Below are 25,772 nucleotides of genomic sequence, written 5' to 3'. Positions count from 1 at the left end.
GCAAGCGCCATACAGGCGCGCACGGTCGGCATCCTTATCGGGGCTTTAGCCAGTGGGAAAGGTGGAACACAGCCATGAGCAGGTACATCGCAACCATATCGCTGAACGGCAGCGGCCAGCGGCTGGATGAGCAGATCATGTTGGCGTCCCCGCCCATTGCGCTCAGCAGCGCCATGGCGGCGAAAGTAGGCGCAGCGGCCAGGCCAAGCAGGCGGGCCAGCTTGCCGGCGCCGCCGCCCGACGCGCCGAGGCTAGGCTGCGTCATACTTGTCATGATGGCGCCACCAGATGCCTTGCTCGTTGCGGCCCTTGGGCGCGCGGTCGAGCCATTGGTACATGCCCCACAGGCCGTCCACGCTGCGCGAGTAGCCGGAGTAGGTGTGATAGATCTGGCCATCTTCGATCACGAAGGCGCTCACGCCGGGGCGGTCACGGATATAGGTGACGGGGTCGGTGCCGCTCATGTTGGCCATATGACCCACAGGGCTTCCGCGCATGCCTTCGGCTGCGCCTGCCGGCAACGGCGGTTCGCGGCGATAGTTGTATTCGACGCCGCCGTCGCGCTGCTGCTCCTCGCTGAACCAGACGCTGAAGTCGCTGTTGAAGTCACTGGTGAATGACGAGGCCCAGTCGAAGGTCCAGCCCATGCGCTTCCTGAACGCCAGCAGCTTTTCAATCGGCGCGCGGGAGACCGCTGTAAAGGCCACATCATGGTTTTCCAGGTGGACGGTGATGCCATTGAAGCCGTCCGCAATGGCGGAGCAGGAGGCGCAACCCGCCGTGTAATCCGGGCCGAACATGAAGTGGTAGACCAGCAGCTGGGAGCGGCCCTTGAACAGTTCCTGCAGCGTGGCCGGGCCGGTGGCGGTATCGAAACGGTAGTCCTTGTCGACGGGGACCCAGGGCAGCTGCTGGCGTTGCAGCGCGACGGCGTCGCTGCGGTGGGTCAGATCCTTTTCAGCGGCCAGCAGATTGAGGCGGGCGTCGAGCCATTGCTGGCGGGTTCCGGTTTTGTGCATCATGATCTCCTTTGAATGTAGTATCTGCATACTAGAGCCGGATCTCGGGAGGGTGGGAGTGACATTGTTGGCGGGATTGCGATGGATTCGATGATTGCCGCGGCGGCGCGGGCGCTGGCCACCGGCGACCTGCTCGGCGCGCTGAAGCGCGTGGCCCTGCGCGAGGATGCCCCGGCGCTGGCCCTGCGCGGCATCGCGATGGCGCAGCTGGGCGACCTGTCCCGCGCCAAGGAACTCCTGAAAGCCGCAGCGCATGCCTTTGGTCCGCGTGAAGCGGTGGCGCGTGCGCGCTGCATCGTCGCGGAAGCTGAGATCGCGCTGGTGTCGCGCGACCTTGGCTGGCAGCCCAGGGCTCTTGCCGCCGCCCGCGCCACGCTGCAAGCGCATGGCGACGCCATGAATACGGCGCACGCCGGCCACCTGGAAGCACGCCGCCTGCTGCTGCTTGGTCGGCTGGATGAAGCCTCGAAATTGCTGTCCGCACTCGATCCTGCGCCGCTGCCGCCGGCGCTGCGAGCGGCGCACGATCTCACCCTGGCCGGCATCGCAATGCGTCGCCTGCACGCTGCCGCAGCAGCTGACGCGCTGGCGCGTGGTCGCCGGGCCGCGTTGGAGGCGCGCATCCCCGCGCTGGCGGCCGAAGTCGACGCGGCGGCGCGTGTGCTGGCTGCGCCCGCGGCGCGCATGACGGCACGCGGCGAGCAACGCCTGCTGCAACTCGGCGAGGTCGAATCCCTGCTTGCATCGGACACGGTGGTTGTCGATGCCTGTGCCTATGCCGTGCGCGTCGACGGTGCGGTAGTTGCACTGGCCGGCCGCCCGGTCCTGTTTACGCTGGCCCGCGTACTGGCCGAATGCTGGCCTGGCGATGCAACGCGCCATGTGCTGGTCAGCGCTGCATTCCGCGGCAAGGAAGCCGATGAATCCTACCGCGCCCGCCTGCGCGTCGAGCTTGGCCGCCTGCGCAGCGCGATTGCCGGCATGGCGGAGATCAATGCCACGAAAGACGGCTTCGTGCTCGCGCCTTGCGGCGACCGCGAAGTCGCCGTGCTGGCGCCACCCGGCGGGGAGGGCGAGCACGGCGCGCTACGGGCATTGCTGTCCGACGGCGAGGCCTGGTCCAGCTCCGCGCTGTCGATCGCGCTCGGTTCCAGTCCGCGTACCGTGCAGCGTGCGCTGGAATCGCTGGCGGCGGCCGGCAAGGTACACTCGTTCGGACGCGGCCCCGCGCGCCGGTGGACTATCCCGTCCGTACCCGGATTCCCGTCAACTTTGTTACTCCCTGGCGCGCTGCCGGGCGGTTAGGATGGAGCCATGAAAACTTCCCAAGCCCAGATCATCCGCGAGTACGGCCCTTTCCCGGGCGCCGAAAGCGTAGCCGGTGTCACTTTCGATGGCGAGCGTATGTGGTTCGCGTCCGGTGACAAACTCAATGCCGTAGACACGGCGCGAGGCGAGGTTGTCCGCTCCCTGGACATCCCCGCAGATGCGGGAACGGCCTTTGATGGCCGCTACCTGTACCAGATTGCCGAAGACAAGATCCAGAAGATCGACCCGCAGAACGGGCAGGTGCTGTCCACCATTCCCGCGCCGGGCCACGGCGGCGACTCTGGCCTGGCCTGGGCCGAAGGCACGCTCTGGGTCGGCCAGCATCGCGGCCGCAAGATTTGCCAGATCGATCCGGAGACGGGCTCCGTATTGCGCACCATCGAATCCAACCGTTTCGTCACCGGCGTCACCTGGGTCGATGGCCAGTTATGGCACGGAACCTGGGAAGGCGAAGAAAGTGATGTGCGCCATATCGACCCGCAAACCGGCGAAGTGCTGGAGCGCCTGACCATGCCGGCCGGCACTGCGGTTTCGGGTCTGGAGTCCGACGGCGCCGGCCAGTTCTTCTGCGGCGGCGGCAACAGCGGCAAGATCCGCGCGATCAAGCGGCCAGGCTGATCAGGACAACCTTCCGAATGTCAGGAAAGCCCAGGCCGCGGCGATGACCGCCATGCCCGCCATGGTGACGCAGGACCAGGTAAAGAAGTAGGCGGAGACCACGGTGGCTTGCAAGACGCGCTCAAACAGGAAGCCGAGGCCGAAGTCGAAGGTGGCAAGCACCGTCCAGCGGCGAAAGTAGACAGGCAAATAGCGGCTCATGTGCTTGTTGTGCTGCAAGGCGGCGTGCCGCTCGAACAGGTTGCGCGCGGCGCTCACGTCCTTGAACAGCCAGTCGAAGAACATGAACCGGTAGAGCAGGGTCCGGAAGGGCATTTGCGGGACCGGGCTCTCTGCGTGGGCGTGCTGCTGCGCGTCATGTGTCATGGAATCTCCTGCTGGTGCTGGCTGCCATGGGGATACTACGAACAGTGGTGGGCAGATGACGTTTTCTCAAGCCCTGTTCGCGAATTGTCACCATTGCGTAAGAATAGCAGAGGAGCAAGCTGCACATCTGTTCTTGACATGTGGTGTATCTACACTATACTGGGGTCATGGATACGAAATCGCACACCACCCCGGCCCCTGATGCCAGCCTGATCGAAGAGGTCATCAAGCATTGCCTGCTGACGCGCACCCGTTCGATTTCGCGCGTCATTACGAATATGTATGACCAGGCGCTGCGTCCTTTTAACGTGAATTCCTCGCAGTTCTCGATGCTGGTGCTGATCGCCCGCATGAAGGGCGCCAGCCGTGCGGAATTGGGCCGCGCCAACCATCTGGAACGTTCGACTTCCACCCGCAATTTGCAACTGATGCTGGACGAAGGCTGGATCGAGGAGCAGATGCCCGAGCGCGGACGCAGCCGTCCCATCGTGCTGTCCGAATCCGGCCGCAAGCTGCTGGAAACGGCCATGCCGGCCTGGCGGGAAGCGCAGGGACAGGCCAGGCGCCTGCTGGGTGAGGATGGCGCCGCCGCCCTGATCAGCATGGCCGCCGGCCTGCCGTCCGAGTAAGCCACCGGCTAACACCGTTTTTTTAATCTAAATGATGTATATACACTATCGGAGTAAATCATGACTATCGTTAAAGCCGCAGCAGTTCAAATCAGCCCCGTCCTGTACAGCCGTGCAGCCACTGTCGAGAAAGTCGTCCAGAAGATCCGTGAGCTGGGCAAGCAGGGCGTGCAATTCGCCACCTTCCCGGAAACGCTGGTGCCGTACTATCCATATTTCTCTTTCGTGATGCCGCCTTACGCCATGGGCAAGGAGCATCAGCGCCTGCTGGAGGAATCGGTGACGGTGCCGTCGGCCGAAACCCAGGCTATCGCGGAAGCGGCGAAGGAAGCGCACATGGTCGTGTCGATTGGCGTCAATGAGCGCGACGGCGGTTCGATCTACAACACGCAGCTGCTGTTCGATGCGGACGGCACGCTGATCCAGCGCCGCCGCAAGATCACGCCGACTTATCATGAGCGCATAGTGTGGGGACAGGGCGACGGCAGCGGCTTGCGCGCAGTGGACAGTGCGGTCGGCCGCGTCGGCCAGCTGGCCTGCTGGGAGCATAACCAGCCGCTGGCCCGCTACGCGCTGATTGCGGATGGTGAGCAGATCCACTCCGCCATGTATCCTGGTTCGTTTGGCGGCCCGCTGTTTGCGGCGCAGATGGAAGTGAACATCCGCCAGCACGCAATGGAATCGGCGGCCTTCGTGGTCAACGCGACCGCCTGGCTCGATGCCGACCAGCAGGCGCTGATTGCAAAGGACACCGGCGCCCCCGTCGGCCCTATCTCCGGCGGCAGCTTCACGGCCATCGTGGGACCGGACGGCCAGGTGATCGGCACCCCGATTACCTCCGGCGAGGGCGAAGTGATCGCCGACCTGGACTTCGCCCTGATCGACGCCCGCAAGCGCCTGATGGATGCGGCCGGCCATTACAGCCGCCCGGAATTCCTCGGCCTGCACATCGACCGCACACCGGCGCCGCAACTGCGCGAAGCGGTCAGCGCTTCCGCAGTCCGATAAGCAGTGCCGCAGCGCTCAGTACCAGCAATGCGCTCAACACGTAGAGCGCATTGTCCATATTGCCGGTGGTGGTCTTGATCTGGCCAATGGCCCATGGGCCCGCGATGCCGCTGGTGATGCCCACGCTGCTGATCAGGGCAATGCCGCCGGCGCGCGCCTGGGGCGGCAGGGTTGCGGTGGGAATGGCCCAGAAGATGGGCAGCGCCGAGTAGATGACGGTGGTAGCCACCGCCAGTATGCCCAGCACGACGCCGATATCGGCAGGATGCAAGGCCAGCGAGGACAGCGCGGCAGCGCCGGCAATGGCGCAGGCGGCGACAAACTGCTTGTGCTGGCGCCTGCGGTCGCACAGGCGGGCGATCAGGATCACTGCAACTGCGCCGATGGCGTTCGGGATGGCCGTATAGAGGCTGATCGTCACAACATCTTTCACGCCGAAGTCGCGGATCATGATCGGCATCCAGAAACTCAGTGTCAGTGCGGCGCAGGTGAGCGCAAAATACACCACTGAATACAGATAGAGGCGTGGATTGCGCAGCAGGCCGGCGACGCCGTGCTTCGCGGCGCCGCGCGGCGCTTCGTCCGCCATATTGGCAGCCAGCCGCGCCTTTTCGCCGCGATCCAGCCACTTCGCTTCGGACGGCTTGTCGTCCAGGTAGAAATGCGCCATCACGGCCAGCGCGATGGCCGGCGCGCCTTCAATGGCGAACATCCATTGCCAGCCGCGCAGGTCCATCACGCCCGCCATATCGCGCATGATCCAGCCGGACATCAGCCCGCCCAGCACACCGGCCACCGCGACGCCGGCAAAGAAGTAGGACAGCACTGAAGCGCGCCGCGCCGCGGGATACCAGTACGTCAGGTAGAGCACGATTCCAGGGAAGAAGCCCGCCTCGAACACGCCGAGCATGAAGCGCAGCGCATAGAACTCCGTGGGCGAAGACACCCACGCCATACCTACCGAGGCCGCGCCCCACAGCAGCATGATGCGCACAAAAGTCTTGCGCGCGCCGAAGCGCTCCAGCAGCAGGTTGCTCGGCACTTCGAACAGCACATAGCCCACATAGAACACGGCCGCGCCCATGCCATACATCGCGTCGCTGAAACCCAGGTCCTGGCGCATTTGCAGCTGCGCGAAGCCGATATTGATGCGGTCGAGGAAGGAAACTACGTAGCAGACAAAGAGGAAGGGGATAATGCGGAGGGAAACCTTGCGGTAAAGCGCGCTGTCGCTGTCGGCTATAGCAGCAGCCGGGGACGATGGAAGACCGGTTTGGGCAGTGTACATGGGGCTCGTCTCATATAGTTGGTATGCATGTCCTGCCGAGCGGCAGGTGAAAACCAGTATATGATACGAATCCGTGCAATGAATCAAAAAATACGTATCCGGTTAAAAATACGTATCAAATAAATGTGCTGCTGTCGGAAAGCCGAATTTTCGGGCGGCCGCGCGGCGTGGCGCCGAATCCGGAAGCCCGAATCGGCGCCACAAGCAAATATCCGGTAACTCAGAAACGCCGGTGTACCAGGTTTTCGAGGACTTCGCGCAGTGTGCGGGCATGCTCCTCGCCCACTTCCGCCTCGAACTCGGCCTGCGCGGCTTTCCAGTGTTCCATCGCTTCCTGGAACTTGGCCTCGCCGTCGCCGGTGAGGCACATCACCTGCTTGCGCGGGTGCAGTTCGGAAGCCCTCTGCAGCACATAGCCATCACGCGTCAGGGGTTTGAGTGCGCGCAGCAGGCTGGTACGGTCCATCACCATGATCTCGGCAAGATCGTGCATATCGATGCCGGGGTTATGCTTGATGGCGCGCATGATGCTGAACTGCGGCGACGTCAGGCCGCATTTGGCGATGTGCCGCTCATAGAGCCCCGACACGCTGCGCGTGGCCTGCTTCAACGCGAGGAAGTTGCAGGCCGTAGCTTTGCTGGTTTTTTTTTCTGACATGGCGTCAGTTTACCATCCACCACCCAGCGAGCGAACCAGCGCCACCGTGGTCACGGCGCGGTTGCCGCGCAACTGGACCGCGCTGCGCTCAACCGACGTCAGGTTGCGCTGTGCGTCCAGCAGTTCGAGGTAGCTGGAGCGGCCAGCGTCGTACAGCTTCTGCGCCAGGTCGGCCGAACGGCGGGCCGACAGCAGGGCATCGTCGATCTGGGTCGTCTGGCCGGCGAGGATGCGCAAGCCAGCCAGATTGTCCTCAACCTCCGAGAACGCCACCAGCACGCTCTGGCGGTAGGAGCCTACCGACTCCTCCAGCGCCGCTTCGGCGCGGGTGACATTGGCGCGGTTGCGGCCGCCGTCGATCAGCGGGGCGGTCAGCATCGCGCCCAGCAGCCAGGACTGGCCGCCGGCCTTGAACACATCGGCAAACGTGCCGGCCACGCCGCCACCGGATGCGCCGATGTTCAGGGCCGGGAACATGGCCGCGCGGGCCACGCCGATGCGGGCATTGGCCGCTTCCATCGTGCGCTGGGCGGCGACGATGTCAGGACGACGTTCCAGCAGCTCGGACGGCAAGCCGGTTGGAATGGACGGCAACAGGGCCGAATCCAGCAGGGGGCTTGGACCGGCATTGAAGCTGGCCGCCGGCTTGCCCAGCAGGACAGCCAGCGCATGTTCGGTGGTCGCACGCTGGCGCTGCAAGCCTATCGCCTCTGCGCGCGTGGTCGACAGTTCCGTTTTGGCGCGCGATAGGTCGAATTCGCCGATGTCTCCCAGGTCGAAGCGGCGCTGGTTCACCCGCACGTTTTCTTCGCGCAGGCGTACCGTTTCCGCCAGGGTTTGCAGCTCGGCGTCGGTGGCGCGCAGGCGGAAATAGGTCTGGGCGACATCCGCTTGCAGCGACAACAGCACTGAACGATAGGTCGCCTGGGATGCATCGGCGTCGCCGCGCGTGGCTGCCACGTTCGAGGCCACGCGGCCGAACAGGTCGACCTCGTAGCCGGCCGTCAGCTTCGCCGAGTAACTGGTGGCGGGGCTGATCTGCGTGCCTGCCGGCAGGCCGCGCTCGGTCGGCGACGGCGCGCCGCGCTGGGCGCCGACGCCGATGCCCACTTGCGGGCTGCGGTCCGCTTCGGCGATGCCGGCAATGGCGCGCGCCTGCTTCACGCGGGCTGCGGCCACGGCCAGGTTGGCGTTGTTGGCGGTGGCTTCACCGATCAGCGCCGTCAGCGCCGGGTCGTTGAAGGCAAGCCACCACTCACCGCGGGCTTGCTGTTCTGCAGGCTGGGCGCGGCGCCAGCGGGTGCCGTCGGCCGCGATCTGGACCTCGTTTTCCTTGAACGCGGACGGCACGTCGATCTTCGGCTGCTTGAATTCGGGCGCCGCGCAGGCGCTCAGCATGGCAGCCGCGATGATTGGGATAATGATCTTATTCATTTAGTGAGTTCCTTCCAGTTGGGCTGCGGGCTGCGGTGCGCGCTCCAGGCGCTTGGCCAGGGTGCGCAGCAGCACGTAGAACACCGGCGTGAGGAACAGGCCAAACAGGGTCACACCCAGCATGCCTGCAAACACGGCGACACCCATGGCGTGGCGCATTTCAGCGCCGGCGCCGTGCGAGTACACCAGCGGGATCACGCCCATGATGAAGGCGATGGACGTCATCAGGATAGGGCGCAGGCGCAGGCGGCAAGCTTCCAGCGCGGCCTGCACGATGCTGCGGCCATGGTCTTCCAGCTCGCGCGCAAACTCCACGATCAGGATCGCATTCTTGGATGCGAGGCCGACCAGCACGAACAGCGCAATCTGGGTAAAGATATTGCTGTCGCCGCCCGTGATCTTCACGCCGATCATGGCGCACAGGATGGACATCGGCACGATCAGGATCACCGCCAGCGGCAGGGTCCAGCTTTCGTACTGCGCGGCCAGCACCAGGAACACCAGCAGCACGCAGATCGGGAACACGAAGATCAGCGTGTTGCCGGCCAGGATGTCCTGGTAGGTCAGCTCGGTCCATTCATAGCTCACGCCCTTCGGCAGCGTCTCTTCGGCGAGACGCTCCATGGCGGCGCGCGCCTGGCTGCTGGAATAGCCAGGGGCGGGGTTCACGTTCAGGTCCGCAGCCACATAAGTGTTGTAGCGCTGGACGCGGTCCGGGCCATAGCTGTCGCTGATCTTCATGATCGAGGATAGGGGAATCATCTCGCCCTTGTCGCTGCGCACCTTGAGTTGGGCCACGTCTTCCACGCGGGAGCGGAATTGCTTGTCCGCCTGCACGCGCACCTGGTAGGTGCGGCCGAACTGGTTGAAGTCATTCACGTACAGCGAACCCAGATTGATCTGCAAGGTCTGGTTGATCGCCTGCAGCGGAATGCCCAGCTGCTTGGCCTTGGTGCGGTCCACGTCCGCATACAGCTGCGGCACATTGACCTGGTAGCCGGAGAAGGCACCCACCAGTTCAGGGGTCTTGCGGGTTTTCTCGATCAGCTCCTGGGTGGCGCGGTACAGTTCATCGTAGCCCACGTTGCCGCGGTCCTCGATCATCATCTTCAGGCCGCCGATGGTGCCCAGGCCGTAGACTGGCGGCGGTGCGAACACCTTGACGAAAGCGTCCTGGATGGAACCGGCGCGCTTGTTGATTTCAGCCGCGATGCCCGGGCCGCTCTGTTCCTTGGTAGTGCGGGTCTCCGGCGCCTGCTCGCCGACGAACACGATGCCGGAGTTTGGCGCGGTGGTCAGGTCGTTCACGGACAGGCCGGGGAAGCCGACTGCATTGCGCGCGCCCGGCACGCCGACAGCGATATCGCCCACGCGGCGGATAACGGCTTCGGTGCGTTCCAGCGAAGCCGCATCGGGCAACTTGGCGAAGCCGATCAGATAGCCCTTGTCCTGCGAAGGCACGAAGCCGCCCGGCACCAGCTTGAACATCAACACGGCGGCAGCCACCAGCACGACGTAGACTCCCATGGACATGGTCTTGCGGGCCAGCACGCCTTTCACGCCATCCTCATATTTCTCCGACGAGCGGTTGAAGAAGCGGTTGAAGAGGTGGAAGAATCGGCCGAGGAATTTCTCCATCACGCGGGTGAGACCATCCTTCGGCGCATCGTGCGGCTTGAGCAGCGCCGCGGACAGGGCCGGCGCCAGCGTCAGCGAGCAGAATGCGGAAATCACGGTGGAAATCGCAATGGTCAGTGCGAACTGGCGATAGAACTGGCCGGTAAGGCCGGAGACGAAGGCGATGGGCACGAACACGGCGCACAGCACCAGCGCGATCGCGATAATCGGGCCGCTCACTTCCTTCATGGCCTGCACGGTCGCATCGCGCGGCGAAAGTCCTCCGCTGATATTCCGCTCCACGTTTTCGACCACCACAATGGCATCGTCAACCACGATACCGATGGCCAACACAAGGCCGAACAGGGTCAGCGTATTGATCGAGAAGCCGAAGCACAGCATCACGGCAAAGGTGCCGACCACCGATACTGGCACGGCCAGCAGCGGGATGATGGAAGCGCGCCAGGTCTGCAGGAAGACGATCACCACCAGCACCACGAGGATGATGGCTTCAAACAGGGTATGGATCACGGCCTTGATGGAATCGCGCACGAATTCGGTCGGGTCGTAGGCGATGCGGTATTCCACGCCTTTCGGGAAGTCCTTCTTCAGTTCTTCCATCCTGGCGCGCACGTCCGCAGACAGTTGCAGGTCGTTGGCGCCTGGGCTGGCGTAGATGATCAGGGCGGAAGCCGGCTTGTTGTCCAGCAGCGCGTTCAGGGAATAGCTGCCGGCGCCCAGTTCGATGCGCGCCAGGTCCTTCAGCAGCGTCACGCCGCCGTCCTCATTGGTCTTGACGATGATGTTGCCAAAGTCTTCCACCGTTTTCAGGCGGCCCTTGGTGTTCAGGGTCAGCTGGAATTCGCTGTCCTTGCTGGGCGAAGCGCCGACCACACCGGCCGCCACTTGCAGGTTCTGCTCGCGGATGGCGTTGGTCACGTCGGTGGCGGTCAGGTTGCGGGCCGCCACTTTTTGCGGGTCCAGCCAGACGCGCATGGCGTAGTCGCCGGAGCCGTTCAATACGATGTCGCCCATGCCGGAGATGCGCGCCAGTTCGTCCTTCACGTGCAGCACGGCATAGTTGCGCAGGTAGAGTTCATCGTAGCTGTTGTCCGGCGAGACCAGGTGCACCACCATGGTCAGGCTGGGCGAAGCGCGCACGGTGGTCACGCCCAGCTGGCGCACTTCCTCGGGAAGGCGGGGCAAGGCGCGCTGCACGCGGTTCTGCACTTCGGTCTCGGCCTGCTTGACGTTGGTGCCGATCTTGAAGGTTACCGTCAGCTTGAGCGCACCGTCCGAGGTGTTCTGGGAGGACATATAGATCATGTCTTCCACGCCGTTGATCTGTTCCTCCAGCGGCGCGGCCACCGTTTCAGCGATGACCTTCGGATCGGCGCCGGGATACTGGGCGCGCACCACGACGGATGGCGGCACCACGTTCGGATATTCGGAAATGGGCAGCTTGAAGATGGCGATCAGGCCCGCCACGAAGACCATGATGGAGAGGACGGCCGCGAAAATCGGCTTGTCCACAAAGAAGCGTGAGAAGTTCATTTTGCCTGGCCCTTCGTGTCGGCTGATGCGATCTTGTTGGCTTCATCCTTCTTTGGCGCGGCAACCATTTGTGCGTCCATCGCCACAATCTCGGGATTCAGCGGGGCGCCCGGCTTCACGCGCTGCAGTCCGTTGACCACGACTTTTTCGCCTGCCTTCAGGCCTGTGCGAACAATGCGCAGGCCGTCGATGGTCGGGCCGAGGGTGACTTCGCGGTATTCCGCCTTGCCTTCCGCGTTGACGACAAAGACGAACTTGCGGCTCTGGTCCGTACCGATGGCACGCTCGTTGACCAGCAGGGCGTTGGTCTTGGCACTCTCGCCGCTGCCGCCTTCCAGTTGCACCTTGGCGAACAGGCCAGGCACCAGCAGGTTGTCCGCGTTCGGCAGCACGGCGCGCATGCGCACGGCGCCGGTTTTCACATCGAGCTTGTTATCCACGAATTCCAGCTTGCCCTCATGCGGGAAGCCGGTTTCGGTGGCGAGGCCGATGCGCACTTTTACCGGCTTGCCGCTGTGGGCCTGGGCGCCTACGCGCAGGTAGGTCGATTCATCGCCGTCCCAGCTGGCGTAGATCTTGTCGTCCGAGACCACGGAGGTCAGCACGGCGCTTTGGTCGATCAGGTTGCCTACCGTGATTTCCGCCTTGCTGACGCGGCCATCGATCGGCGCGATCACATTCGTATAGCCCAGGTTCAGCTTCGCGTTCTCCCATTGGGCCAGGGCGGCGCGGGCGTTCGCGTCCAGTTCTTTCAGGCCGGCGGCGCGCTCGTCGTATTCGCGCTGGGCGATGGCTTTGTCGGCCAGCAGCTTCTCGGCGCGGGCCAGTTCGATGCGTGCCAGGTCGGCCTTGGCGCGGGCGGAACTGGCGGCGGCTTCGGCGCGGTCGGCTTCAGCCTTGAAGGGACGCGGATCGATCACGAACAGGACTTGTCCTTTTTTTACCTTTCCGCCTGGCTGGAAATTGACTTGCGTAATGTAGCCGGCTACGCGCGAGCGTACCTGCACGTGCTCGATCGACTCAAGTCGGCCACTGAATTCCTGGGTTTCGATCACGGCCTTCTCGACCAGCACGGCGGCGGTCACCGGCGCGGCTTTCGGGCCGGCAGGGGGCGCGTCCTTGCTGTTCGCCTCACCGCAGCCGCTCAGCGCCGCAGCGAGAACGCCCGCCGCGGCCAGCGTCAAAGCCAGCGGTCGCAAAGGGAATTTCTTGTCCATTTCCAGTTCCTTGTAAAATTGAGTGTGCATATGCACAGTTAGAGCTTTAAAAAATGGCGCGGATGAGCGCCACCCTCAGCTGGTAAAGCCGAGTATTCGTTGCGAGTATAATCAAAAGAGGGCATAAGTCAACCAGAATTTTGTTTCACTGCGGAACGAAACCGGGCAGCAGGTCGCGCAGCCAGGCGTGCGCGGGGTCGTTTTCATTGCGGGAATGCCAGACTGCCCGGACCTGGGCGGTGCGGCTGGCGTAGGGCAGGGCGGCTGTATGCAGCCCTTCCCGCTGCGCGAACAGGCGCGCCAGGGAGGACGGCAGTACCGCCAGCATGTCGCTGGCCTTGAGCAGGGACGGCACGGCAAGCGAGTGCGGCACCAGCAGCCGGAAACGGGGCGCGTGCGGCGCGGTGGCCGCTTCCAGGGCGGCGCGGTCGAACATTTCGGATTCGCGGGCCAGGCCGCGCTCGGAGATGAAGCCTTCCACTGCGCCCTCCTCGGCGCCGCCTAGCGAGACCGCGAGCAGTGGATATGCCGCCAGGTCCTGCGGCGTGACATCCCGCGCGGCGAGCGGGTGGCCGTGGCGCATGGCCAGGGCGTCGGTCTGCGTCCACAGGGGCATTGAGGCGAAGCGTGGCGGCACTTCGGCGAAAACGCCGATGGCAATGTCGATGCGGCCAAGATCGAGCTGGCCAGCAAGGTCGATGCGGGTCGACGGGCGCACGATCAGGTTGGTGTTCGGCGCTTGCTGCTGCATGTGCTGGCTGAGGCGCTCCAGCAGCAGCACGGTCATGTAATCGTTGGCAGCGATGACGAAATCGCGTTCGGTGGTCGCCGGCGCGAAGGGCTCGTTGCCCAGCGCAGAACCGATCTGCTGCAGGGCGGCTCGCAGCGGCGCTGACATGGTGAGCGCGCGCGGTGTGGGCTGCATGCCGTCGGCGCTGCGGACGAAGAGATCGTCGCCCAGTGCTTCGCGCAGGCGCCCCAGGGCGTGGCTGATGGCCGACTGGCTCAGGTTGAGCCGCTTCCCGGCGCGCAGCAGGTTGCGCTCTTCGAAGATCACGTTGAAGACGCGCAGAAGATTGAGGTCGATTCGGTCGAGGTTCATGGCTGGTCGCTCTGTTGGCGGAAAGTCCATAGTACCCCGGCGATTGCGGTCAGGATCAGGACCGACAGGATCAGTCCCGCCGCATCGTACAGGTGCTGGCCGTTGTGGGCGTTGGGCGGGTAGGCGAGCATGGACAGCGTGATGCTGAACCCCAGGCCGGCGCCCAGCGCTTCCTGCCTGCCCGTGAGCCAGGCGCCCAGCGCCAGGAAGGGCGCCAGCAGCAGCCAGTGCGCGCCGAACAGCGGATAGGCCAGCTGCAGCGCGAGTCCCGCTGCGACGGCGCCAAGGGTGCCGATGGTCATTTGCACTGCCGCCTTTAGGGGCTGGGGCGCGAGCGCTATCAGTGCGCAGTCGACGGTTGCATTCAGCGTCGCCATCCCGCCGCCGCGCCAGGAGGTGGCCAGCCACAGCGACGCCATTGCCAGCATCGCCAGCGCCGGGTACAGGCCTGCCAGCGAGCCGTCACGCGCTCTTAGAACCCAAGGCGTGAAGCTGGTGTCTGCCACATCGTGGCAGACACCTGTTTTACGCTGGTGGTTTTGCGCGCGTCGCTGGCCGTTCAGCAGCGTTGCCATGGCCGCGCAAACGATGCCGAAGTACCGCATTGCCAGCGAGCCGTCACGCGCTCTTAGAACCCAAGGCGTGAAGCTGGTGTCTGCCACATCGTGGCAGACACCTGTTTTCCGCCGTGGGTTTTGCGGGCGGCGCGGGCCGTTTAGCAGCATGGCTGTGGTGGCGCAGGCGATGCCGATGCCCACTTCCGCCAGCCGTGCCAGCGCGTCCGGCCCGACATGGCTCGCGTGGGCAATCGCCGGAACGCCGATCAGGATAGGCGTATACCCCGTCAGCACGATGCTGTAAGCGCGCGGCTGTTTGCTGAGCGTCGCGGCCGCGGTGAGCAAAGCGGCCCAGACGCCCAGCCCAGCCAGGAATTCGGCGGTGGAGGCAGAAAGTGCAGCAAGTGCACAGGCAGCAAGCGCGCCGGCCACCGTACCAAGCAAGCGGTAAAGGCTCTTGGCCAGCACCAGCTCAGTCGCAGGCTGCATGACGATAAATACGCAGACCATGGCGATAGGCGGCATTGGCAGCTCCAGGCGCATCGCAAGGAACAGGGCCGCCAGCGCGGCGGCAACGGTGTTGAGGACGTGTCGAAACATGGCGGAAGAATGCCACGCAGCTGTCCGTTGCAGAAGCGATCATTCTTCAAGTTGATCTTGAACAGAATTCAGTGGAAGCGCGTCCGCCGCTCTGCCATGATAACCATCATGTTCTGGCAATACTTCCCGCTCGCCCACGCCATCGTCTTCGGACTGGCGACCGTCATCCTGCGCGCCTGGCTCGTGGGACGCAGTCCCTTTACCTTCTGGGGCGGCAATACGCCGCGCGACTTTGCCGCCCGCTGGTTCTACTTCTGGGTGCCGATGGCCGACGCGGCCTTCCTGGTGTGGTACGCGGTCACCGGCAACGCCGGCCCGCCGCTGCTCCATAGCGAAGCGCTGCGCTGGATTGGCGCCGTGCTGATGATCGTGGCGCCGGCGTGGATCGTCTACTCCCAGGCGGCAATGGGCAGCAGCTGGGCGCTCGGCGTGATCGAGAAAGGCGAGCTGGTGACGGGCGGACCGTTCGCCGTTTCGCGCCATCCGATCTATCTCGGCGTGCGCGTGACCATGACCGGGCAGTTCCTGGTCATCGGAAGCTGGCCATCGTTTGCGCTGTGGGCAGCCAGCGAGCTGTTGGTGCAGATTCAGGTGCGGTTCGAAGAAGAGGCAATGCTCGCCCGCTTTGGGGACAGGTATCTTGCATACTGCGAGCGGGTGCGGCGCTGGCTATAGTTGCTAAGCTGTGGGACGGATCTCGAAATGCTCGGTTGCGGCTTCGTCTGAATCGTTGACAGTGACGCTCCGGACCTGCGCCGCCGCCGGGCCTTTGTGCGCCCACGCCACGATACGCTCGATTGCTGCTTCCGGGCCATGCACGCATGCCTCCACCGAACCATCCTTGCGGTTCCGCACCCAGCCCCTGAGGCCGAGCGCTTCGGCTTCATCCGAGAACGCGTAGCGGTAGCCGACGCCTTGGACCTGGCCTTCGATGAGTAGTCGTATTGGCACGGGAATCTCCTTGGTAAGTGCAGATCATACGCTGGAAACCCACTGCAAGTGCTGGTGTCTGTCACGTCGTGGCAGACACCTTGGCTGGCGCCGCGGAATGGTGGGCTGTCACCTGGGTCACCCGGTTTACAATGGCTGAGCTATAACGCGGAGGGGGAATGGACAAGGCAAGGGCAGTGGAGCTGTTTGCGACGGTGGCGCGGGCCGGCGGTTTCAGTGCGGCTGCGATGGACGTGGGCATGAGCGTGCAGGCGCTGAGCAAGGCCGTGAAGCAGCTGGAGGCTAACCTGGGCGTGCGCCTGTTCCACCGCACCACGCGCACGCTGAAACTGACCGACGAAGGCGCGCGGCTGCTGGAAGTTGCCGGCCCCGCGCTGAAGATGCTGGATGAAGTGCTGGATGAAGTCAGGACCAGCAGCGACGGCCGCGAAGGCATCGTGCGCATCACGGCGCCTGTATCGCTGGGTGCGCGCATGCTGGTGCCTCTGGTGCGCAGCTACCGCCTGGAGCACCCGAAAATCCTGTTCGACCTGGTACTGGACGACCTGGACACGGACCTGGTCCAGTCCAAGATCGATATCGGCTTCCGCATCGGCGGCCAGCCCTCGCGCAATGTAGTGTCCCGCCGTTTGTCAGCGCTGCCGCTGGCGATCGTGGCGGCGCCGGAATACCTGAAGCGGCACGGCGAGCCGAAAACGCTGGCCGAGCTGCTTACGCATCCGTGCACCGGCTTCCGCCTGCCCAGCACGGGACGCCTGCTGCCGTGGGAGCTGAATATCGATGGGGAGCTGACTTACCAGGACGTGCCGTCCGTCTGCAATTTCAACAGCGTGTTGCCGGAACTGGATGCAGTGAAGGCGGGCATTGGCATTGGCCAGCTAAGCCTTTATCTGATCAAGGAAGAACTGGCGAGCGGGGAGCTGGTGGAGATCCTGCCGCAGTTTGCGACAGCGGCATCGTCGGTCTATATGTACTACCCGCACCGCACCCAGATGCCCAAGCGCGTGCGGGATTTCATCAACTATGTGATCAAGGCGGCGCCGGCCTTGCTGCCCGCGCCGCGCTAGACGGTTACTGATACAGCTCGCCGCCGTTCTGGACGTGGGCGCGGGCCGCACCTCGGGCATCGGCCCGAACTGCTTCACGCGAAACCTTGGACTGGCTGGCTTCATAAGCCTGGCCCTGATAATCCTCGCCGCTGTGGATCTGGCCGGCACGCAGGGCTTTGATGGTTTCCTGGCGCACCTGCTCGCGGGTCAGCGTCGATTTCGGTGCGGTCACAGTAACTTGATACAGTTCGCCGCTGACGTTGTTGGATGTCTGGGCGTTGGCAGCGCCAAAGGTGGACAGGGCAAGGATGGCGGCGGCGATGTAAGTGGTTTTCATGATGTATTCTCCTGAAGGTTGGTTAGCAGTGCTTGCTTGATGCCTGTAGTGTAGGTGCGGCAATATTCGCTAAAAAGGGTGGCTTGTGACGAATGACTTTCCACCAGGAGTTGATAATCCCGTCTGGCACAGGGTGATCGGGCGCGGCCTGACCCTCGGATTGAATCGGTACCGCGGCTACCGTGCTGCCGCTGCGCGACCCGCTTCACCTGGCGAAATCGGCGCTGTCACTGAATCGGCTGAGCGGAGGGCGGCTGATTCTCGGCCTTGGCTGCGGCGACCGCCCGGCCGAATTCGCGGCGTTCGGCCGCACAGTGGAAGAAGCGGCGGGCACTTACCGCAGGCATTGGGATGTGCTGCGCGAGGCAATGGACCCGGCGCGCCACGCGGCCGTGCGCGACCGCACCAGCGGCTATGACATTCATGTGCCGCCCGAGGCGCCGGTGCCGATGATCGTCGTCGGCACTTCGCGTCAGTCGCTGCAATGGATTGCGTCACATGCGGACGCGCCGCCCGAACCCATCACGCTGGGCATGCGCACCGGCCGCAACGCGCTGCTGTCTTACCTGCTGCGCCTGCGCGCGCTGGGTGTGGCCCATGTGATCATCAACATCGCCCACAGCGAACGCGCTGTGGCCGACGTGATCCAGGAACTGGGCCTTTACGTTACTTCGCAGGTTTCTTGAAGCGCAGGATGAACTGGTCCGTCTTGCCGCGGATCGAAGCGTCGAACACATTGGCGGTGTGGGGATCGGCCGGATTGCGCAGGGCCTGGGATTCGCTGTCGAAGACAAAACCGGCGGCTTCCACTTCCTTCTTGACCAGGCCTTCGTCGATGCGGTGCTGGCGCTTCATCAGGTCTTCCGTCACGCCAGGCGAGGCGGCGTGGTCGAGCACCACGTAAAGACCGCCGGGCTTCAGCGCGTCGAAGGCAGCCTTGTTCAGTTCCGCGGTGCCTTTTTCGCCGCCCCAAATGCGGATGTCGTGGTAGTTCTGAGAGGTCCATACCAGGTCGGCCTTCACCGGCACGTTCATGGAGGCGGCGCCGATGGCTTCATGGACGTTGGAGCGGCCCGATTCGCTGGATACCGGCTTGGGGCGGGGACGGTCTGCGAAGCGGTCCAGCACTACTTGCGGCGTCACCGCCCATACCTGGCCGGAAGGGCCGACTGCATTGGCGAAGATGCGGGTAAAGTAGCCGCCGCCGGGGAAGTAGTCGATTACGGTCTGGCCGGGCTTCACGCCTGCGAAGTCCAGCATTTCGGCCGGCTTGCGGTTGGCATCCCGCTCTGTGTCTGCGGCGGGGCGGCCGGTGGTGGGAACGTCGGCCGCATGGCATGCGGCGGCTACGAACAACAGGGCTGCTGCGGAGAACATCTTCATGCTTTACTCCTCCCAAAAGTAAAAAAGGCGGAAGACATTGTCTCCCGCCTCTTAGCTTACGCTGCTTGTGCAGCGGTGTTCAATGCTGATCGATGCCGTGCGTAGCCAAAGTAGACAACCAGGCCGATTGCCAGCCACACCATGAAGGCGATCCAGGTGGTGGCGGCCAGGTAGGACATCAGGACCACGCAGAAGATGACGGCCAGTGCCGGAATGTATGGAACGCCCGGGCAACGGAAGGCGCGGTGCAGGTCCGGACGCTTTTTGCGCATGATGACAACGGCGATGGAAACCAGGCTGAATGCGGCCAGGGTGCCCATGTTCACCAGTTCAGCCAGCACGTTCAGCGGCACCAGCGCGGCGATCAGGCCGAAGATCACGCCCACCAGCCAGGTGGCGAAGAACGGGGTGCCGTATTTCGGATGCACGGTGGACAGCTTCTTCGGCAGCAGGCCGTCGCGCGACATGGCGAAAATGATGCGGGTCTGGCCGAAGGCCATCACCAGGATCACGGTGGTCATGCCCAGGATGGCGCCCAGGGATACGAAGCCGGCGAACCAGTTTTCGCCGGCATATTGCAGCGCCAGCGACACGGGGTGGTCGATGCCCAGGAATTCCTTGTAAGGCACGATGCCGGTCATGATGGCTGCCACGATCACGTACAGGATGGTGCAGACGGTCAGGGAACCGATGATGCCGATCGGCAGGTCGCGCTCCGGACGCTTCACTTCCTCAGCAGCCGAGGTGACGGCGTCGAAGCCGATGAAGGCGAAGAACACCAGGGCGGCGGCGCTCAGGATGCCGGTGTGGCCGAACGGAGCGAACGGATGCCAGTTTAACCGGCTGCACGTGACGGGCGCCCACAACGATGAACAGCAGGACGACGCCGATCTTGATCGCCACCATGATGTTGTTCATACGGGCCGATTCGCGCACACCCCAGCCCAGCAGGGCGGTCAGCACGATCATGATCAGGAAGGCCGGCAGGTTGAACAGGGTGGTGGTGCCCGGGACCGCGCCCGGCGCGGCCGACAGCACGGTCGGCAGGTGCAGGCCGATGCCCCCGATCAGGGACTGGAAGTAGCCCGACCAGGCAACGGAAAACGGCGGAAGTGGCCAGGCCATATTCCAGCATCAGGTCCCAGCCGATCATCCAGGCCACCAGTTCGCCCAGCGTCGCGTAACTATAAGTATAGATGGAGCCGGCCACCGGCACGGTGGAGGCGAATTCGGCGTAGCACAGGGCGGCGAAGGCGCAGGCAATGGCCGCCACGACGAAGGAAATAGTGAGTGCGGGACCGGCCGTCAGCGCGCCGGTGCCGGTCAGCACGAAGATACCCGTACCGACGATGGCGCCAATGCCCATCAGCACGAGGTCAAATGGGCCGAGCACCTTGCGCAATCCACCTGGAGCGCGCGCGGCTGCCACCATGTCGTCCAGGTTTTTGGTTCTGAATATACTCACTGTTCCTTCTCCAATATTCACTTTTCTACGGATAATAGCCCTGTCTACGCAAGGCGCTGCCGCATACTAGCACAGCCGTCTGGAATTATTGGAAAAGAATATTTATTTGTTGTTCAGCTGTTAAAGCGACGTACTGCTAAAGGGCTCGATCGGTGTGGAAGTTGCTCCGGTGGCAATCAATTCCGCCATCACATCCCCCACGCCAGGGCCAATCTGGAAGCCGTGGCCGCTGAACCCGAATGCATAGTGTAATCCCGGAACCTTGGCGCTGGGGCCCATTACCGGTAAATCGTCCGGCATATAGCCTTCGATGCCGCTCCACACCCGAATAATGTTCAGCTTTGCGATGGGGGGAGCCAGGCGTGCCATCTGGCGGAACTGGCCCAAAGTGATCTCGGGCAGCACGTAGGCGCGGCGCGTTTCGGCGCTGGCCGGGCCGCGGCCGCAGCCGCCGAACACGATCTGCCCCGTTTGACCTGACGAAAATAAAGTGATTCCTCAGGCGTCTTGACGGCCACGCCGATGGCGGGACCGAGCTTGTACGGCACCGGCTCGGTGACGGCCATCTGCGGGCCGCGCACGGCCATCGTCACCGGCTCGCCCATCTGGGCGCTCATGCGGTCGCCCCAGGCGCCGCTGGCCACCAGCATGGTCGGGGCGCGGAATTCGCGGCCGTCGGCGCAGATGGCGCGGAATTCGCTGCCTTCACGCTCCAGCGTCAGCACTTCGCAGTTTTCGATGATGCGGGCGCCGAGGCGCGCGGCCGCACGGCCGAAAGCCGGGGCGGCGAGGCGCGGATTGGCGTGGCCGTCCAGCGGGGACAGGGAGCCGGCGATGACTTCAGGACCCAGCCAGGGATAACGCTTGCGGATTTCGGCCTTGCCGATCATTTGCAGGTCCAGCCCGTAGTCGCGGCAGTCGCCTGCATATTTTTCGAGGATGGCCTCGCGCTCCGAGTCATAAGCGCAGCGCAGGTGGCCGGACGGCAGGAATTCGGCATCCTCGCCCAGCAACTCATTCAGCTTGTACCAGATCTCGTTGGCGCGGTTGGACAGCGGCAGCTGCGGCAGGAAGCGGCCCTGGCGCCGCACATTGCCGAAATTGACGCCGCTGGCCTGCTGGCCGACCAGGCCGCGCTCCAGCAGTGTTACGGAAACGCCGCGCTTGCGCAGGAAGAATGCGGTGGAGGCGCCCATGATGCCGCCGCCGATAATGAGAACGTCGGCTTGCGGTGTGGCGCTCATGCCTGCTCCTCGATGGTGTGGATGGAAAGTGGTTTGACGGGCCCCTGTCCGCGCAGTCGGCCAACCTGTTCCAGCGGAACGCCGCAGGCATGGGCGATGACTTCGGCGCCGGCCTGGCCGCAGTAGCGTCCCTGGCAGCGGCCCATGCCTACGCGGCTGAAGGCCTTGGCGCGGTTGGCTTCCTGCGCGCCCATCTCCTTCACCACGCGGCGCAATTCGCCCGCCGTGATGCATTCGCAACGGCAGACAATGGTGTCGTCGGCCAGCTTGCCCGCCTGTTCGGCGGGCCAGGGGAAGGCTTCGACCAGGCCCTGGCGGAAGCGCTCCATCTTTTCCTGCGCGGCGAGCAGGGTGTGCACGCGGTTGCCGTCCACGCTGCGGCCCATGTCCTTCAGCAGCGAAAGCGCGGCCAGCCTGCCGGCATTTTCCGCTCCCTCGGCACCGAGGATGCGCGCGCCGTCACCCGCCAGATAGACATTGGGCACCGAGCTGCGGCCATCCATCGTCACTTCCGGGAACCACTGGCGCGCAGTTGCATCGAAGCGGAAGGCGCAGCGCGCCAGGTCGGCCAGCTGGGTTTCCGGGCGCAGGTGATAGCCCATGGCCACCGCGTCGCAGGCGATTTCCTGCAGCGGGCCGGAGCCCGCGCGGAAGGCGATGCTGCGCACGCCGTCTTCGCGGTCGCCGCGGATCTCGACCGGCTCGACGCCAACCAGCACCGGCACGCCCGCGCGCTTCAGCGCCGACACATAACTCATGCCCAGCTTCAGCACGGCCGGACGGGCCAGCAGCTTCGGCAAGGCCGTCACGCGGTTCCAGAAGCTCGAAGTGTCCAGCACCGCGGCCACGCCGGCGCCGGCTTTCATATATTGATAGGCCACCAGGTAGAGCAGCGGGCCGCTGCCCATGAATACGACGCGCGAGCCGACGGCGCAAGCCTGCGACTTCAGCGCGATCTGCGCCGCGCCCAGGCTGTAGGCGCCGGAAAGCTCCCAGCCCGGCACCGGCATCAGGCGGTCCGTGGCGCCGGAGCACACGATGAGCGCGCTGTACGGCAGCTTGCTGCTGCGTTGTTCGCTGACGATGTGTACATGGCCTTCGGAGATATTCCAGGCCAGCGTTTCGGGCCGGTAGTCGATGCGGCTGCGCAGCGCGTCGAAACCGCGGTGCAGGCTGGCGGCGCGCTCCGCTTCGCTGCCGTACAGGGTGGCGTATTCGCGCTTGAAGTGCTCCGGCTGGCGGCGGTAGATCTGGCCGCCGTCGCGCCGTCCTTCCTCAATCAGCGTCGGGCGCAGGCCGCAGCCACCAGTTCTTCGGCGGCGCGCACGCCCGCGGGGCCGGCGCCGATGATGATTACGCCTGGTTCAGCCATGCCGCCTCCGTATCGCGCGTTACCAATGCCATGCCTTCCTTCACTTCGGACGAGCAGGCCCGCAGACGCTCGCCGTCCGCCGTCCACACCCAGCAATCCTGGCAGGCGCCCATCAGGCAGAAGCCCGCGCGGCGGCCGTCGCCGAATTCGGAACTGCGCAGGCTGCGCGTGGCGCCCAGCATGGCGACCAGCAGGGTGTCTCCCTGCAGTGCGGACGCCGGCTGGCCATCGATCGTGAAGTGGACAGGCTGGCGGTCCTTTCCGCCAGCCGTACAAAGCGCTGGTTCATGCGACTTCCTCAAAACAGTTTAACGATGCCTGCTGGCTGATGAGGGCAGCAGTCGATTGGTGGCACAGCATGTTGCCGCCGTTGGGCAGCGGCTGGCGCGGCGGCGGCAGGCGGTTGCAGACGCCGTCGATGCGCTGGCTGCAGCGGCCCAGGAAGGAACACAGTTCGGCGCCTTCTGCCGGCGGCTGGCTCAGGACCGGCAATCCGTCGGCGCCGCGCGCGCAGGCGCTGTCCAGCCAGCCCTGCTGCAGACGTGGCACGGAGCTGATCAGCAGGTGCGCATACGGATGGAAAGGCGGCGTGGACACGGCTTCGCGCGGCCGCGCTTCCACCTTGTTGCCCGCATAGAGCACCACGATTTCGTCGCAGATGGCGCGCACGGTGTTGATGTCGTGGCTGATGAACATATACGACACTTTCAATTCGCGCCGCAGTTCAGCCAGCAGGTCGAGGATGGCCGATGCCACCACCGTATCGAGCGCGGACGTGATCTCGTCGCACAGGATCAGCTCCGGCTCCGCCGCCAGTGCGCGGGCCAGGTTGATACGTTGCTTCTGGCCGCCCGAGAGTTCTCCCGGCAGGCGGTTCGCCACGGCGGCCGGCAGCTTGACGAGGTCGAGCAGCTCCTGGACGCGCTTGCGGCGCGCCGCGCCATTCAGGCCGTGGTAGAAGGCCAGCGGGCGGGCCAGGATGGCGCCAATCGTGTGTGCCGGATTGAGGGCCGTGTCGGCGTTCTGGAAGACGAACTGCACGCGCTGGTGCTGCTCGCGGGTGCGTCCATGCTCGCAGGACGGCAGCGCTTTGCCATCCAACAGCACTTCGCCGCGCGCGCTGGGCACCATGCCCGCCACCACGCGGGCCAGCGTGGTCTTGCCGCAGCCCGATTCGCCGATCACGCCAAGCGTGGCGCCGCGCTCGATGGTCAGGTCGATGCCGTTCAGGATGCGCTTGGCCGGCAGGCCATCCTTGCCGACGGCGCCATAGCCGGCCACCAGGCCGCGCACTTCCAGCAGCGGTGCGGCGCGGCGGCTTGCGCCGGCTGGGCCTTCTCCCAGGTCGCGTGTGGCCGGCGCAGCCGCGGCCAGCAGGCTTTGGGTGTAGGGATGGGCAGGCGCGTGCAGTACTTGCGGCGTCACGCCGTTCTCGCGCACCTCGCCATCGCGCAGCACGGCGATGCGGTCCGCCATCTGCGCCACCACCGCCAGGTCGTGCGATACATAGACGGCGCTGATGCCCAGTTGGCGCACCACGTCCTTGAAGGCGCGCAGCACTTCGATCTGCGTGGTCACGTCCAGCGCGGTGGTCGGCTCGTCGAGGATGACCAGTTCAGGATCGGTGATGAAGGCCATGGCCGCCATCACGCGCTGCAACTGGCCGCCGGAGACCTGGTGCGGATAGCGTTTGCCGATGTTTTCGGGATCGGGCAGGGCCAGGGCGCGGAACAGGCCAACCGCCTTGGCTTCCGCCTGGGCGCGCGGCATGGTCTTGTGGATGGCGGCGCCTTCCACCACCTGGTCCATCAGCGTGCGCGAAGGATTGAAGGCGGAGGAGGCGCTTTGCGCGATGTAGGACACGGTGCGGCCGCGCAGCGCAGCCAGCCCCTTTTCGTCCAGCGACAGCACATCCTGGCCCGCCACCTGCACCTTGCCGCCGACAATGCGGCAACCCTGGCGCGCATAACCCATCAGCGACAAGGCGATCGTGGTCTTGCCGGAGCCGGATTCGCCGATCAGGGCCAGGACCTCGCCCGGCAAGATGCTGAAATCCACGCCCTTGACGATGGGGACATCCACGTCTTCATCGTTGCGTGCACAGACGCGCAAGCCGCTAACTTGTACCAATGGTGCCATTACATGCCCTTTCCGCGGCGGCCGCGCAGGTTATCGATCAGCAGGTTCACGCCGATGGTCAGCGTGGCGATGGCCAGCGCCGGCATCAGCACGGCGGGTGCGCCTTCGGACAGGCCGCCAATGTTCTCGCGCACCAGCGAGCCCCAGTCCGCGTCCGGCGGCTGCACGCCCAGGCTGAGGAAGGACAGGCCGCTCAGCAGCAGCACGGTGAACACGAAGCGCAGGCCGAAGTCCGCCAGCACGGGCCGGATGATGTTCGGCAGCACTTCGACGCAGGCAATGTAGACCAGGCCTTCGCCGCGCGAACGGGCGGCCTGAACGAAGTCCAGTGCCTGCACGTTGACGGCCAGCGAACGCGAAATGCGGTAGGCGCCGGGCATGAAGCTCAGGGCAGCCGTCATCACCAGCAGCGGCACCGAAGAACCGAAGGACGCGACCATCATCAGTGCGAACATCTTGCTGGGGATGGAAATCAGGGCGTCCAGCGCCCGGCTCAGCGTCGCATCGATCCAGCCGCCGGAAACGGCAGCAAAAAGGCCGAGCAGGGTGCCAGTGGTGCTGGCCAGCATGGCGGCGGCCAGGGCCAGCGCCACCGTGTAGCGCGCGCCGACCAGGACGCGGCTCAGCATGTCGCGGCCCAGGTAGTCGGTGCCGAGCGGGAAGGCGGCGCTGATGCTGCCAAAGACGTCGGCATCGACGATGGCGCCCGGATCGTGCGGCGCGATCGACGGGCCGGCCAGGGTAACGAGCACCCAGAAGCCGACAATCAGCGCGCCGAGCAGGGCCAGCGGCGTGATGGGAAACATTGGGCGGCGCAAGCGCAGGGTAGCGGGCAT

The 25,772-nt window shown here is 64.7% G+C and carries 21 protein-coding genes and 5 pseudogenes; 7 read left to right on the top strand and 19 right to left on the bottom strand.

The features are described 5' to 3' along the window. Positions 1 to 34 precede the first annotated feature (34 nt). Together ACHMW6_RS17260 and ACHMW6_RS17255 are read right to left on the bottom strand one after the other, a co-directional pair. Positions 35 to 265 (bottom strand): hypothetical protein, encoded by a 231-nt coding sequence (locus ACHMW6_RS17260; protein WP_395408293.1) that lies wholly within the window; start codon positions 263 to 265, stop codon positions 35 to 37. Next, positions 252 to 1,025, bottom strand: a complete 774-nt coding sequence (locus tag ACHMW6_RS17255; protein ID WP_395408630.1) for a DUF899 domain-containing protein — start codon at positions 1,023 to 1,025, stop codon at positions 252 to 254. Before ACHMW6_RS17255 ends, ACHMW6_RS17260 begins: the two co-directional genes overlap by 14 nt. Before the next feature lie 75 nt (positions 1,026 to 1,100). On the opposite strand from ACHMW6_RS17255, the gene ACHMW6_RS17250 reads away from it, so the two are divergent. Beyond that, positions 1,101 to 2,324 (top strand): helix-turn-helix domain-containing protein, encoded by a 1,224-nt coding sequence (locus ACHMW6_RS17250; protein WP_395408292.1) that lies wholly within the window; start codon positions 1,101 to 1,103, stop codon positions 2,322 to 2,324. Positions 2,325 to 2,333: 9 nt separating this feature from the next. After that, entirely contained in the window at positions 2,334 to 2,966 is a 633-nt protein-coding gene (locus ACHMW6_RS17245) for a DUF5074 domain-containing protein (RefSeq protein WP_395408291.1), read from the top strand. Here ACHMW6_RS17245 and ACHMW6_RS17240 read toward each other — a convergent pair whose 3' ends face one another. Beyond that, a complete protein-coding gene (locus ACHMW6_RS17240; RefSeq protein ID WP_395408290.1) occupies positions 2,967 to 3,332 on the bottom strand; it encodes a hypothetical protein in 366 nt (121 codons plus the stop codon). A gap of 167 nt (positions 3,333 to 3,499) precedes the next feature. Between ACHMW6_RS17240 and ACHMW6_RS17235 the strand changes: the two genes are divergently transcribed. Together ACHMW6_RS17235 and ACHMW6_RS17230 are read left to right on the top strand one after the other, a co-directional pair. After that, positions 3,500 to 3,961, top strand: a complete 462-nt coding sequence (locus ACHMW6_RS17235; RefSeq protein ID WP_395408289.1) for a MarR family winged helix-turn-helix transcriptional regulator — start codon at positions 3,500 to 3,502, stop codon at positions 3,959 to 3,961. Positions 3,962 to 4,021: 60 nt separating this feature from the next. After that, positions 4,022 to 4,969 (top strand): nitrilase-related carbon-nitrogen hydrolase, encoded by a 948-nt coding sequence (locus tag ACHMW6_RS17230; protein ID WP_395408288.1) that lies wholly within the window; start codon positions 4,022 to 4,024, stop codon positions 4,967 to 4,969. Here the strand turns inward: ACHMW6_RS17230 and ACHMW6_RS17225 are convergent. The 7 genes from ACHMW6_RS17225 to ACHMW6_RS17195 form a co-directional block, all read right to left on the bottom strand. Continuing rightward, positions 4,947 to 6,257 carry an MFS transporter gene (locus ACHMW6_RS17225; RefSeq protein WP_395408287.1) on the bottom strand — a complete coding sequence of 437 codons (1,311 nt, stop codon included), beginning with the start codon at positions 6,255 to 6,257 and terminating at the stop codon, positions 4,947 to 4,949. The genes ACHMW6_RS17230 and ACHMW6_RS17225 overlap by 23 nt on opposite strands. A 220-nt stretch (positions 6,258 to 6,477) precedes the next feature. Then, positions 6,478 to 6,915 (bottom strand): MarR family winged helix-turn-helix transcriptional regulator, encoded by a 438-nt coding sequence (locus ACHMW6_RS17220; protein ID WP_395408286.1) that lies wholly within the window; start codon positions 6,913 to 6,915, stop codon positions 6,478 to 6,480. 9 nt (positions 6,916 to 6,924) lie between these two features. Continuing rightward, positions 6,925 to 8,349, bottom strand: coding sequence for an efflux transporter outer membrane subunit (locus ACHMW6_RS17215; protein ID WP_395408284.1), 1,425 nt, complete (start codon positions 8,347 to 8,349; stop codon positions 6,925 to 6,927). Then, positions 8,350 to 11,520, bottom strand: coding sequence for an efflux RND transporter permease subunit (locus tag ACHMW6_RS17210; RefSeq protein WP_395408283.1), 3,171 nt, complete (start codon positions 11,518 to 11,520; stop codon positions 8,350 to 8,352). It abuts the gene before it with no gap. Continuing rightward, positions 11,517 to 12,737, bottom strand: a complete 1,221-nt coding sequence (locus tag ACHMW6_RS17205) for an efflux RND transporter periplasmic adaptor subunit (protein ID WP_395408282.1) — start codon at positions 12,735 to 12,737, stop codon at positions 11,517 to 11,519. Before ACHMW6_RS17205 ends, ACHMW6_RS17210 begins: the two co-directional genes overlap by 4 nt. A 145-nt stretch (positions 12,738 to 12,882) precedes the next feature. Further along, the gene (locus ACHMW6_RS17200; protein WP_395408280.1) at positions 12,883 to 13,839 is read right to left on the bottom strand and encodes a LysR family transcriptional regulator; all 957 of its coding nucleotides are present in this window, start codon (positions 13,837 to 13,839) and stop codon (positions 12,883 to 12,885) included. Continuing rightward, positions 13,836 to 14,996, bottom strand: coding sequence for an FUSC family protein (locus ACHMW6_RS17195; protein ID WP_395408279.1), 1,161 nt, complete (start codon positions 14,994 to 14,996; stop codon positions 13,836 to 13,838). Before ACHMW6_RS17195 ends, ACHMW6_RS17200 begins: the two co-directional genes overlap by 4 nt. A 108-nt stretch (positions 14,997 to 15,104) precedes the next feature. Between ACHMW6_RS17195 and ACHMW6_RS17190 the strand changes: the two genes are divergently transcribed. Next, positions 15,105 to 15,671, top strand: a complete 567-nt coding sequence (locus ACHMW6_RS17190; RefSeq protein WP_395408278.1) for a methyltransferase family protein — start codon at positions 15,105 to 15,107, stop codon at positions 15,669 to 15,671. 3 nt (positions 15,672 to 15,674) lie between these two features. On the opposite strand, the gene ACHMW6_RS17185 is transcribed toward ACHMW6_RS17190, so the two are convergent. Next, positions 15,675 to 15,947, bottom strand: a complete 273-nt coding sequence (locus ACHMW6_RS17185) for an acylphosphatase (RefSeq protein ID WP_395408277.1) — start codon at positions 15,945 to 15,947, stop codon at positions 15,675 to 15,677. A 158-nt stretch (positions 15,948 to 16,105) separates the two neighbouring features. Here ACHMW6_RS17185 and ACHMW6_RS17180 point away from each other — a divergent pair, with 158 nt between their 5' ends. Continuing rightward, positions 16,106 to 17,014 (top strand): LysR family transcriptional regulator, encoded by a 909-nt coding sequence (locus ACHMW6_RS17180; protein WP_395408276.1) that lies wholly within the window; start codon positions 16,106 to 16,108, stop codon positions 17,012 to 17,014. Positions 17,015 to 17,018: 4 nt separating this feature from the next. Here ACHMW6_RS17180 and ACHMW6_RS17175 read toward each other — a convergent pair whose 3' ends face one another. After that, on the bottom strand, positions 17,019 to 17,333 hold the full coding sequence (locus tag ACHMW6_RS17175; RefSeq protein ID WP_395408275.1) for a DUF4148 domain-containing protein: 315 nt from the start codon (positions 17,331 to 17,333) through the stop codon (positions 17,019 to 17,021). A 164-nt stretch (positions 17,334 to 17,497) separates the two neighbouring features. Here ACHMW6_RS17175 and ACHMW6_RS17170 point away from each other — a divergent pair. Further along, positions 17,498 to 17,827 (top strand): annotated as a pseudogene (locus ACHMW6_RS17170) (LLM class flavin-dependent oxidoreductase); the annotation flags it as partial. 172 nt (positions 17,828 to 17,999) lie between these two features. Here ACHMW6_RS17170 and ACHMW6_RS17165 read toward each other — a convergent pair. The 7 genes and pseudogenes from ACHMW6_RS17165 to ACHMW6_RS17135 all read right to left on the bottom strand — a co-directional run bounded on the left by ACHMW6_RS17165 (position 18,000) and on the right by ACHMW6_RS17135 (position 25,772). Beyond that, the gene (locus ACHMW6_RS17165) at positions 18,000 to 18,716 is read right to left on the bottom strand and encodes a class I SAM-dependent methyltransferase (RefSeq protein ID WP_395408274.1); all 717 of its coding nucleotides are present in this window, start codon (positions 18,714 to 18,716) and stop codon (positions 18,000 to 18,002) included. A 56-nt stretch (positions 18,717 to 18,772) separates the two neighbouring features. After that, positions 18,773 to 20,181: pseudogene (locus ACHMW6_RS17160) on the bottom strand (amino acid permease). A 120-nt stretch (positions 20,182 to 20,301) separates the two neighbouring features. Then, positions 20,302 to 21,425: pseudogene (locus ACHMW6_RS17155) on the bottom strand (NAD(P)/FAD-dependent oxidoreductase). Continuing rightward, positions 21,422 to 22,797: pseudogene (locus ACHMW6_RS17150) on the bottom strand (FAD-dependent oxidoreductase). Before ACHMW6_RS17150 ends, ACHMW6_RS17155 begins: the two co-directional pseudogenes overlap by 4 nt. After that, positions 22,779 to 23,086: pseudogene (locus tag ACHMW6_RS17145) on the bottom strand ((2Fe-2S)-binding protein). The pseudogenes ACHMW6_RS17150 and ACHMW6_RS17145 overlap by 19 nt, the downstream one beginning before the upstream one ends. After that, on the bottom strand, positions 23,083 to 24,936 hold the full coding sequence (locus ACHMW6_RS17140; protein ID WP_395408273.1) for an ABC transporter ATP-binding protein: 1,854 nt from the start codon (positions 24,934 to 24,936) through the stop codon (positions 23,083 to 23,085). Before ACHMW6_RS17140 ends, ACHMW6_RS17145 begins: the two are co-directional and overlap by 4 nt. Then, on the bottom strand, positions 24,936 to 25,772 hold the full coding sequence (locus tag ACHMW6_RS17135; RefSeq protein WP_395408628.1) for an ABC transporter permease: 837 nt from the start codon (positions 25,770 to 25,772) through the stop codon (positions 24,936 to 24,938). Before ACHMW6_RS17135 ends, ACHMW6_RS17140 begins: the two co-directional genes overlap by 1 nt.

The sequence above is a fragment of the Pseudoduganella sp. UC29_106 genome (assembly GCF_044055365.1).
Taxonomy (GTDB): domain Bacteria; phylum Pseudomonadota; class Gammaproteobacteria; order Burkholderiales; family Burkholderiaceae_D; genus Rugamonas.
The sequence above is the reverse complement of the archived record's forward strand: the minus strand, read 5'-3'. Positions and strand labels throughout refer to the sequence as shown.